The sequence below is a fragment of the Nesterenkonia massiliensis genome (genome assembly GCF_000455245.1).
Classification (GTDB): Bacteria; Actinomycetota; Actinomycetes; order Actinomycetales; family Micrococcaceae; genus Nesterenkonia; species Nesterenkonia rhizosphaerae.
In genome coordinates this window covers 127435-136275 of record NZ_HG005167.1, presented here as the reverse complement: position 1 = coordinate 136275, position 8841 = coordinate 127435, and the positions used below count along the sequence as shown (strand labels likewise).

The following is an 8841-nucleotide window of genomic DNA, read 5'->3' as shown; positions in this document are numbered from 1 at the left end:
AAGCGCTTGGCCAGGTCATCCTCGTGGGCTGCAAGCTTGTCCATGCCGAGGGCGGAGAGGTACTCCACCGCTGCGTGCATGCCAACCGTCTGCGCAACCATCTGCGTGCCAGCTTCGAAACGCTGTGGCGGCGGCATGAAGGTGGTCTCCTCCATGGTGACGATCTCCACCATGGATCCGCCGGTGAGGAAGGGCGGCAGGGCTTCCAGCAGCTCACGCCGTCCGTAGAGTGCGCCCACCCCGGTGGGGCCGAGCATCTTGTGGCCGGAAAAAGCAGCGAAGTCCACACCCAGCTGGGCGAAGTTCACCGGCGAGTGAGCCGCCGACTGGCAGGCGTCAAGAACGGTATACGCTCCGTGCCGCTGTGCCCGTGCCACGATCTCAGAAACCGGGCTGATCGCGCCGGTGACATTGGATGCATGGGTGAAAGCCACAATGCGGGTGCGTTCGTTGATGACGGCGAAAGTCTCGGGATCCAGGCGCCCGTCAGGGGTCACCGATATCCAGCGGAGCTTAGCTCCGGTCTTAGCAGCAAGTTCCTGCCACGGCACCAGGTTGGCGTGGTGCTCGGCCTCGGTGACCACGATCTCATCACCTGAAGTGAGCTGGAAGATCGATGCTTCTGCTCCCCCGCGGCCCATTGAAGCGTTGAGGAAGCCGTAGGCCACCAGGTTCAGGGCCTCGGTGGCATTCTTGGTCCAGACCAATTCGCCGAAGTCCGCACCGACGAAGCGCGCCACGGCCTCCCGGGCCGCCTCGTAGGCCTCAGTAGCTTCCTCGGCCACCTCGTGTGCGCCCCGGTGAACCGCAGCGTTAGAGCGCTCGTAGAACTCGCGTTCTGCGTTCAGCACCGTCTGCGGCTTCTGCGAGGTCGCCCCGGTGTCCAGGTACACCAGGCGCTTCCCGCCCCTGACCGTACGGTTCAGGAGCGGGAAGTCATCCCGGATGGTGTCAGGGTTGAACACTGATTCCTTTCACCCGCACAGCGCTGCTGCGCAGGATGAGATGCAAGGGAGGTGAGGGAAGCAGGGCAGGTGGCCCTGCGACCGAGCTGAGCGACGTCAGCTCGCCTGCGCAGCAGCGCTGAGGAAGCGGTCGTAGCCGTTGGCTTCCAGCTCATCGGCGAGCTCCGGGCCGCCCTGCTCGGCGACCCTGCCGTCGACGAAGACGTGCACGTAGTCGGGCTTGATGTAGTTGAGGATGCGGGTGTAGTGGGTGATCAGCAGGGTGCCCATATCGTTGGCCTCGTGGGCCCGGTTCACACCCTCGGAGACCACGCGCAGAGCGTCGATGTCCAGGCCGGAGTCGGTCTCGTCCAGCACAGCGAACTTGGGCTTGAACAGCTCCAGCTGGAGGATCTCCACGCGCTTCTTCTCGCCGCCGGAGAAGCCTTCATTGACGTTGCGGTTAGCGAAGTCAGCATCAATCTTCAGCTGATCCATCGCACCCTTGACCTCCTTGGCCCAGGTACGCAGCTTGGGTGCTTCGCCGTCGATAGCGGTCTTGGCGGTGCGCAGAAAGTTGGTCATGGTCACACCGGGGACCTCAACGGGGTACTGCATGGCCAGGAACAGGCCGGCGCGGGCGCGCTCGTCGACCTCCATCTCCAGGACGTCTTCGCCGTCGAGGGTGATGGTGCCGGAGGTGACCTCGTAGCGGGGGTGGCCGGCAATGGTGGAAGCCAGAGTGGACTTGCCGGAGCCGTTGGGGCCCATGATGGCGTGCTTCTCACCGGAGTTGATGGTCAGGGAGACGCCCTTGAGGATCTCCTTGGTGCCCTGGTCGGTCTCGATGGAGACGTGCAGGTCCTTGATCTCGAGAGTAGACATTCTTCGCGTGTCCTTTGCTAAAAGTTCTTCAATAGGTCGTGATGTGGGTCGCGCCTGATGCGCGGCGAGCGGGCCCTAGTGGCCGTGGATCTGCAGTTCCTGCTCCAGAGCTTCCTGGAGGGAATCCTCGATGGATTCCACGTCGATCTTCTGGATGATCTCGTTGAGGAAGCCGCGGACAACCAGCTGGCGGGCTTCCTTCTCGGGGATGCCGCGCGCCATGAGGTAGAACAGGTGATTCTCATCGAAGCGACCGGTGGAGGACGCGTGGCCGGCGCCTTCGATCAGACCGGTCTCGATCTCCAGGTTGGGCACGGAGTCCGCGCGGGCGCCGTCGGTCAGCAGCAGGTTCTGGTTCTTCTCATAAGAGTCGGTACCTTCAGCTGCCTTGCGGATGAGGACATCTCCCACCCACACCGTGCGGGCGGATTCACCCTGCAGAGCACCCTTGTAGAGCACATTGGAGGTGTTGCGCGGGGAATTGTGATCCACGAAGGTCCGGTGCTCGATGTGCTGGCCGGAGTCGGCGAAGTACAGACCGTACATCTCAGCCTCGGCGCCTTCCGCCGCATAGCGGAAGTTGGTGTTCAGCCGCACCACTTCACCGCCGAGTGAAATAGCCACATGCTTGTAGCTGGCGTCACGGCCGACTTCAGCATCGTGCTGGCCGACATGGACGGCGTCGTCGTTCCAGCGCTGCAGGGAGATGACTTTCACGTCGGCGCCGTCGCCCAAGATCACCTCGACGTTGCCGTTGAAGGCTGCGCTGCCGCGGTGCTCCAGCACGAAGACGGCCTTAGCGTGCGTTCCGGCTTCCAGCACGATGTGGCTGTTGGCGCGCTTGCCGGCCTCCAAACCGGTGATGTCCACGCGGATGGGCTCGGCCACCTCGGTGTCTGCCGGCACGTGGATGTACAGCGCCTCGTCAACGTTCTTGGAGGCGACGACGGCGGCGCGGTCCGCCGGCTGCAGGGCCTGGTTGCGCGGTGCGGTGCCGTGGGCCAGGGAGGAAACGACGACGCCCTCTCCCGCGCTGATCTGGTAATCGACCGGCTCGCCATCAGAAGGAGCGTCGGTCAGCACGCCGGCCAACTTCTTCAGCGGGGTGAAGCGCCATTCCTCTTCACGTCCGGTCGGCTCGGGGAATCCGGAGACCTCGAAGCCGGTGTGCCGGTTGGTGCGCGATCCGGCGCCGGAGGTCACCTGCTTGGTCTCGCCGAGACCTCCGTGGGAATGATCAGCAGCTGCGTTGGTGGCGGCGGCGAGGTTCTCGCCTTCCTCGGTCATGCCGGGGATGGTGATGCGGCGTTCGCCGACCTCCACGCCTGCGACCTTCTCCGCCTGCTCAGCGGGGGTGTTCGTCATGTGTTTCTCGTCCCTTTATCTGTATGAGATGTCGGTGAAGTTACTGAAGTCCTGTGCCTCACATGGCACCGCCTGCCTCCCTGGATAGGGAGACAAGCGGCGTGGTATGTGGTTGGTCCTAGCCGACGGAGCCTTCCATCTGCAGCTCGATCAGGCGGTTGAGCTCCAGGGCGTACTCCATGGGCAGCTCACGCGCGATCGGCTCGATGAAGCCGCGCACGATCATCGCCATCGCCTCGTCCTCGGCCAGGCCGCGGGACATCAGGTAGAACAGCTGCTCTTCGGACACCTTGGAGACCGTTGCCTCATGGCCCAGGGTCACATCGTCCTCGCGGATGTCGATGTAGGGGTAGGTGTCGGTCTTGGAGATGGTGTCCACCAGCAGTGCGTCACAGACCACTGAGTTGGCGGAGTTCTTCGCCTCTGCATTGACCTGCACCAGGCCGCGGTAGGAAGCGCGACCACCACCGCGAGCCACCGACTTGGAGACGATGGAGCTGGAGGTGTTCGGTGCCATGTGCACCATCTTGGAACCGGTGTCCTGATGCTGGCCTTCACCAGCAAAGGCCACCGAGAGAGTCTCGCCCTTGGCGTGCTCACCGGTGAGGTAGACGGCGGGGTACTTCATGGTGACCTTGGAACCGATGTTGCCGTCGATCCACTCCATGGTGCCGCCGGCGTCAACCACAGCGCGCTTGGTCACCAGGTTGTACACGTTGGTGGACCAGTTCTGGATGGTGGTGTACCGCACTCGGGCGTTCTTCTTCACCACGATCTCCACCACAGCGGAGTGCAGGGAGTCGGTGTTGTAGATGGGGGCGGTGCAGCCTTCGATGTAGTGAACGTAGGAGTCTTCATCGGCGATGATCAGGGTCCGCTCGAACTGGCCCATGTTCTCGGTGTTGATGCGGAAGTACGCCTGCAGCGGGATCTCCACGTGGACGCCCTTGGGGACGTAGACGAACGAACCGCCGGACCACACCGCAGTGTTCAGTGCCGCGAACTTGTTGTCGCCCACTGGGATGACGGAGCCGAAGTACTCTTCGAAGAACTCCGGGTGCTCCTTTAGCGCGGTATCGGTATCCATGAAGATGACACCCTGCGCCTCGAGGTCCTCACGAATCTGGTGGTAGACCACCTCGGACTCGTACTGGGCGGCCACGCCGGCTACCAGACGCTCTCGCTCGGCTTCCGGGATGCCCAGCCGCTCGTAAGTGTTGCGGATGTCCTCCGGCAGGTCCTCCCAGCTCTGGGCCTGCTTCTCGGTGGAGCGCACGAAGTACTTGATGTTGTCGAAGTCGATGTCGGAGAGGTCCGGGCCCCAGGTCGGCATCGGCTTCCGCTCGAAGTACTTCAGACCTTTCTTGCGCAGCTTGAGCATCCACTCGGGCTCGCTCTTCTTGCCGGAGATGTCGGCCACCACAGCTTCGTCAACGCCGCGCTTGGCGTTAGCTCCGGCAGAGTCGGGGTCAGCCCACCCGTACTCGTAGGCGCCGATGGCGTTGAGCTCGGGGTTGTTGTCCAGGATCTCCTGGATGACCCCCGGGTCCTCTGTCTTGTTGATCTGCTCGGTCATGACAACCTCTCTTGTTGACGGGGGGAAATGACGATCCTCTTCCGGCCGCCGAGTGCGCGGCTTGTACCGGTGGTCTCTGCCGCGCCTGAGGCACGGGCCCGGCGTTCGGCGGCAAGCTTTTCTCGCCCGACCGGGACGTGGGTAGTGCAGACATGGGCACCGGCCGCCTGTGTGGACAGTCTGCGGACGTCCACGTCCAGCAGGCGGGAGATCATCGCGGTCTCTTCTTCACAGAACACTGGATGTGCTGCGGCTATTTCCCGAATGGGACAGTGACCTTGGCACAACTGCGTGGACTGCATGGCTAGCAGTGGATTATCACGGCCGACCAGCCGGGTGAAACCGGCAAACCCTGCTTCGTTAAACGCCACCGCCAGCCGTTCCGTGCGCTCATCAAGATCCTCGATGGCGGACAGTTCGGGGCCGTAGGTGGTTTCGAAACGTGCGAAGTACTCCTGGGCCAGCACTCGGGCGGCCTCGGAGTCGGTGGAGTGTTCATCTCCGGCGCCGACGCCGGCATTGTTCAGTTCGGTGCTGCCTTCAGTGTGCTGTTCTAGGACAGCCAGCGCTGAGCGGACTAAGGCCAGGTAATCATCGCCGAGGACCTGCTGCCCACGAGATGACAGCACGTAGCGACGCGACGGACGCCCAGCACCTCGACGCCGTGTGGTGACGTTCTTAATTTCCACGATGCCCTGTTCAGTCATCGCATCCAGGTGACGGCGCACAGCGGCGGCGGTGAGGTTGAGTTTACGACCCAGTGCCGCAGCGCTGATGGGCCCCTCTTCCACCACAAGCTGAAGGACACGGTCTCGAGTGGATCCATCAGATTCGCGCGGGCTGGCTTCCTGCGCAGCGGCAGGGGTCTCAGCGGCGAAATTCATGACTCTATTCTGACCTATTCAGAACAACTCCACCAGCAAGGCACACCTAACCCTCAGCGGCAGTGGTGGAGGTCACTCAGATGCTCACCTCGAGGGAGATTCATGTCAGTACGCAGCGGGCTGCTTACCGGCACCACTTCTTCTACCTCGTGTAGAAAACTGTAGACTGAGATGGTGCCCGCCTCCCCCGCCTGCCTGACTCTGACTCAAGTGCGCTATGCCGTCGGCTCTGCCCGCAGCGCCCGAGGAGTCACCGAAATCCTCTCAGGCGTCGATATCACTGCGCGTCGGGGCGAGGTCACCGCCATCATCGGCCCCAATGGTGCGGGCAAAACCACTACCCTGGCCTGTGCACAGGGGCTCATTCGTCCGTCGGCTGGAACCGTCCGGCTACTGGGCGAAGACCCATTCCGGGCCGGCGCGCAGTTGCGTGCCCGTGTGGGGGTCATGCTGCAGGACGGCGGCCTGCCGCAGTCGGTCACCCCACAGGCGCTGCTCAGTCATGTGGCCCGCCTTCACCAGGATCCTTGGCCGCTGACTGAACTGGTCCGGCGCCTGGATATGACACCTTTCATGCGCACCAATATCCGTCGACTATCCGGTGGGCAGAAACAACGTGTGGCATTGGCTGCCGCTCTTATAGGACGCCCTGAAGTGGTCTTCTTGGACGAGCCCTCCGCCGGGCTCGACCCGCAGTCACGTCAGCTGGTCTACGAGCTCATCGAGCACCTGCGCGATCTGGGCCTGGGCATCATCCTGACCACCCACTTACTGGAGGAGGCTCAGCGACTAGCCGACTCGGTATTCATCCTCAAAGACGGCCGGGTGGTCCGTCACGGCAGCGTCGCGGAGCTCACCACCGGCGCCGAAGATTCCGACCCGGATCAGGATCAGCCTTCGCGCCGACTGCTCTTCATCAGCCCGCGTATCCTCAGTCGCGAAGAACTCGCAGATGCCCCACTGTCGCTTGAACTCGACGGCGGGACCTTCAATAAGGCCGGTGCGCGGTGGGCAGTCAGCGGGATCACCAGCCCCGAAGCGTTAGGACAGCTGACCAGCTGGTGGCAGCAGATCGGGCTGATGCCCTCCGAAATAAGCTACGAAGCGCGGACCCTTGAGGACGTCTTCTGGGAGGTGTCAGTACCGTGACGTTAGATCCAACTACCACTCTGTCTACGTCCCGCCCCGCGCCGATGGCCCGCAGAATCCTGGCCCATGGCTTCTATGAAACACGAAATGTGCTGCGCAACGGTGAGCAGCTGCTGGTCTCGCTCATCCTGCCGCTGCTGGTCCTGGTGGGGCTGCAACGGATGCACACCGTGACAGATGTCGTACCTGATATCAACGTCATCGTCCCCGGGGTGCTCGCGCTGGCTGTCATGGCCTCGGCCTTCACCGGTCAAGGCATCGCCACAGGTTTCGAAAGACAGTACGGAGTGCTCGCCTATCTTTCGACTACTCCTTTGGGGCCCACCGGATTGATCCTGGGCAAAGCCGTCGCGGTCCTATGCGTCGCCGTCGTGCAGACGCTTGTCCTTGGTATCGCCGGGCTTGCCCTTGGATGGTCGCCCCAGCCCGCGGGGTTGGCCTTGCTCGGTGTGATCGTTGTCCTCGGGTGCTGCGCTTTCACCGCCCTGGGCCTGCTGATCGCCGGGACCGTACGCGCCGAGGCGACCCTGGCAGCCACCAATGTGCTGTGGGTGCTGATGGGAGCAGCCGGTGGAAGCGTGCTGCCGCTCAATCACGACGGTGCAGGGGTCCTGCTCCTGCTGCTGCCATCGGCCTCGCTGGGCGAAGCCTTACGTGCTGCATCCCTCGACGGATCATTCGCCGTCGTCCCTGTACTTGTACTCATCATCTGGGCCGTGGCGGCTGTGCTGGCCGCCCGGCGCTGGTTCAGCTGGAGATAGGTTCACCGCTATGACCACCGCCCCACGTTTCACCACCACGCTGCGCGATAAGCTGCCCACTCGCCTGACCCGGGCCACCCGTGCCCTGGCATGGGCCACGCTGATCAGCAATATCGGGATCATTCTCACCGGCGGTGCTGTCCGGCTGACCGCCTCTGGGCTGGGTTGCCCTGAGTGGCCGCGCTGCACCGCTGATTCCTGGGTGGCAACTCAGGAAATGGGCATGCATGGCGCTATCGAGTTCGGCAACCGGCTGCTGACCTATGTGCTGGTGGCCATCTGCGCCGCAATGTTCTTCTCGGTAGTCCGGCTGTGGAACACCCACCGCCCATTGGTGGTGATGAGCATCGTTATCCTCGCCGGGATCCCGCTGCAGGCCGTGATCGGTGGCATCACCGTGTGGACCAATCTGAATCCTTGGGTGGTCTCGCTCCACTTCCTGGTCTCGGCGGGCTTGGTCATGGTCGCCACGATGCTGCTGAACCGCGTCAGTCTCGAACTCCGGGCACCGGGTCAGTTGGACGCTCCACTGGTAGACGGAGCGCGCGACGGCGTGACCTCGGGTCTTGCCCCTATCATCCTGGCTGCCAGCTGGGTTGCGGTGGTGCTGGGCACCGTTGTCACAGGGACTGGTCCGCATGCTGGCGATCCAGGTTCACCCCGGCACGGCTTCGACCCAGACCTGGTGACTCGGATGCACGTTGTACCGGTCTACATACTGTGCGCGGCCGCTGTCGTCCTCATCATCCGACAGCTGAGGCTCCAGACCTCTCCGGCCCAGCGTCGCGCGGCCTGGCTGCTGGTCGCAGTGATCCTTGGCCAGGGAGCGATCGGGTACTGGCAGCACTTCACCGGGCTTCCCATCCTGCTGGTCTGGTTCCATATGCTGGGTTCTGCCCTGCTCATGGTCGCTGCGACCATGGTGTTCGACCGCTACCGCGCGAAGTACCGGACCCGCGGGCTGGGTGATCCGGCCGAGCCCGAAACTCTGGATGCGGCGCCGACTGCTCGCTGAGAATCCATAGCCCGCCGAGGCGGACTTATATGTTCGCGTCAACTGAGCGGTTCTCCCGCCGTGGTGATGGCAACGCCTCGTGACAGAGTTTCGTGTCAGACCCTCTCCATAGAGTTAAACCATGGAAGGTCAGCGGACTCACCCACAGTGCGAGTTCCCCGCGATGCCGGAGAACATTCGGCACCTCGGCGGGGAACCCGAACTGTCTGCCGCCTGGGAACAGCAAGTCACCGCCAGGCGTGCTGAAGCAGCCACCATCACC

At 63.2% G+C, this 8841-nt stretch carries 8 protein-coding genes; 3 read left to right on the top strand and 5 right to left on the bottom strand.

Annotated elements, in window-relative coordinates:
* From TX78_RS06155 to TX78_RS06135, 5 genes are all read right to left on the bottom strand, one after another.
* Positions 1-965 (bottom strand): aminotransferase class V-fold PLP-dependent enzyme (locus tag TX78_RS06155; protein WP_044494672.1); only part of this gene is annotated, 965 nt, incomplete at its 3' end.
* Positions 966-1061: 96 nt separating this feature from the next.
* A complete protein-coding gene (gene sufC / locus TX78_RS06150) occupies positions 1062-1829 on the bottom strand; it encodes a Fe-S cluster assembly ATPase SufC (RefSeq protein WP_044494670.1) in 768 nt (255 codons plus the stop codon).
* Between the two features lie 75 nt (positions 1830-1904).
* Positions 1905-3194 (bottom strand): Fe-S cluster assembly protein SufD, encoded by a 1290-nt coding sequence (gene sufD, locus TX78_RS06145; protein WP_044494668.1) that lies wholly within the window; start codon positions 3192-3194, stop codon positions 1905-1907.
* A gap of 118 nt (positions 3195-3312) precedes the next feature.
* On the bottom strand, positions 3313-4770 hold the full coding sequence (gene sufB / locus TX78_RS06140; RefSeq protein WP_044494667.1) for a Fe-S cluster assembly protein SufB: 1458 nt from the start codon (positions 4768-4770) through the stop codon (positions 3313-3315).
* On the bottom strand, positions 4767-5654 hold the full coding sequence (locus tag TX78_RS06135) for a helix-turn-helix transcriptional regulator (protein ID WP_044494666.1): 888 nt from the start codon (positions 5652-5654) through the stop codon (positions 4767-4769). Before TX78_RS06135 ends, sufB begins: the two co-directional genes overlap by 4 nt.
* Before the next feature lie 174 nt (positions 5655-5828).
* Here TX78_RS06135 and TX78_RS06130 point away from each other — a divergent pair, with 174 nt between their 5' ends.
* Genes TX78_RS06130 through TX78_RS06120 form a run of 3 tightly spaced genes read left to right on the top strand, consistent with a single transcriptional unit; the run spans position 5829 to position 8579 of the window.
* Positions 5829-6803: an ABC transporter ATP-binding protein gene (locus TX78_RS06130; protein ID WP_407635379.1), complete on the top strand. Its 975-nt coding sequence runs from the start codon at positions 5829-5831 to the stop codon at positions 6801-6803.
* On the top strand, positions 6800-7564 hold the full coding sequence (locus TX78_RS06125; RefSeq protein ID WP_324603311.1) for an ABC transporter permease: 765 nt from the start codon (positions 6800-6802) through the stop codon (positions 7562-7564). Before TX78_RS06130 ends, TX78_RS06125 begins: the two co-directional genes overlap by 4 nt.
* Positions 7565-7574: 10 nt before the next feature.
* Positions 7575-8579 (top strand): COX15/CtaA family protein, encoded by a 1005-nt coding sequence (locus TX78_RS06120; protein ID WP_044494663.1) that lies wholly within the window; start codon positions 7575-7577, stop codon positions 8577-8579.
* Positions 8580-8841: the final 262 nt, after the last annotated feature.